The 1,428-nt window shown below is 71.4% G+C and carries 1 protein-coding gene; it reads left to right on the top strand.

Going from position 1 to position 1,428, the window contains the following annotated elements; genetic code table 11:
- The coding region (locus AC13HU_RS37155; RefSeq protein WP_483046412.1) for a GH1 family beta-glucosidase at positions 1-1,424 on the top strand (1,424 nt) is incomplete at its 5' end.
- Positions 1,425-1,428: the final 4 nt, after the last annotated feature.

Below are 1,428 nucleotides of genomic sequence, written 5' to 3'. Positions count from 1 at the left end.
CACTCCGATTCCCCCCCGGTTTCGTCTGGGGGGCGGCCACCGCCGCCTACCAGATCGAAGGCGCCGCGGCCGAGGACGGCCGTACCCCGTCGATCTGGGACACCTTCAGTCACACCCCCGGCCGGGTCCTCAACGGGGACACGGGGGACATCGCGGCCGACCACTACCACCGGTTCCGTGACGACGTCGCGCTGATGCGGGACCTCAACCTCGGCTCCTACCGTTTCTCCGTCTCCTGGTCGCGGGTGCAGCCCACCGGCCGCGGCCCGGCGGTCCAGCGCGGCCTGGACTTCTACCGCCGGCTGGTCGACGAGTTGCTCGACAAGGGCATCACCCCGGTCGCCACGCTCTACCACTGGGACCTGCCGCAGGAGTTGGAGGACGTCGGCGGCTGGACGGTGCGGGAGACGCCCGAGCGGTTCGCGGAGTACGCGGCGATCATGGCGCAGGCGCTCGGCGACCGGGTGCCGTACTGGACCACGCTCAACGAGCCGTGGTGCTCGGCGTATCTCGGCTACGGCTCGGGGGTGCACGCTCCCGGCCGCACCGAGCCGGAGTCGGCGCTGAAGGCCGTGCACCACCTCAACCTCGCCCATGGCCGGGCGATCGGGGTGCTGCGTTCCCTTCTCCCCGCTACCGCGCAGATCTCGATCACCCTCAACCTGCACCAGGTGCGCGCGTACAGCCAGTCGGCCGCCGACCTGGACGCCGCCCGCCGGATCGACGCCGTCGGCAACCGGGTCTTCCTCGGCCCGATCCTCGGCGACGGCTACCCGGAGGACCTGCTCGCCGACACCGGCCACCTGGTCGACTGGGACGCGCTGGTCAAGCCGGGCGACCTGGCGGAGATCTCCCGCCCGATCGACCTGCTCGGCATCAACTACTACACGCCGACGCTGGTCTCCGACGGCCGGGAGAACCCCGACCTGCCGCGCAACGACGGCCACGGCGCGAGCGACTACTCGCCCTGGCCCGGCTCCGAGCACGTCGCCTTCCACCAGCCGCCCGGCGAGACCACCGCGATGCGGTGGGCGGTCGACGCGACCGGCCTGTACGACCTGCTGATGCGCGTCCACCACGAGCACCCCGACCTGCCGATGATGGTCACCGAGAACGGTGCCGCCTTCGACGACTACATCTCGCCCGAGGGCGCGATCAACGACCCGCAGCGGATCGCGTACCTGCGCGGCCATCTGTCCGCGGTGCACCGCGCGCTGGCCGACGGCGCCGACGTCCGGGGCTACTTCCTGTGGTCGCTGCTGGACAACTTCGAATGGTCCTACGGCTACAGCAAGCGCTTCGGCGCGGTGTACGTCGACTTCGGCACCCAGCGCCGGATCCCCAAGCAGAGCGCCCACTGGTACGCCGAGGTGGCGCGCGCCAACGTCCTTCCGGACCCCCCGGAGGAGGCCGGGAGGTCCTGAAGGC

Source organism: Streptomyces sp. NH27 (assembly GCF_056859195.1).
This window is presented reverse-complemented; position numbering and strand designations above follow the sequence as displayed.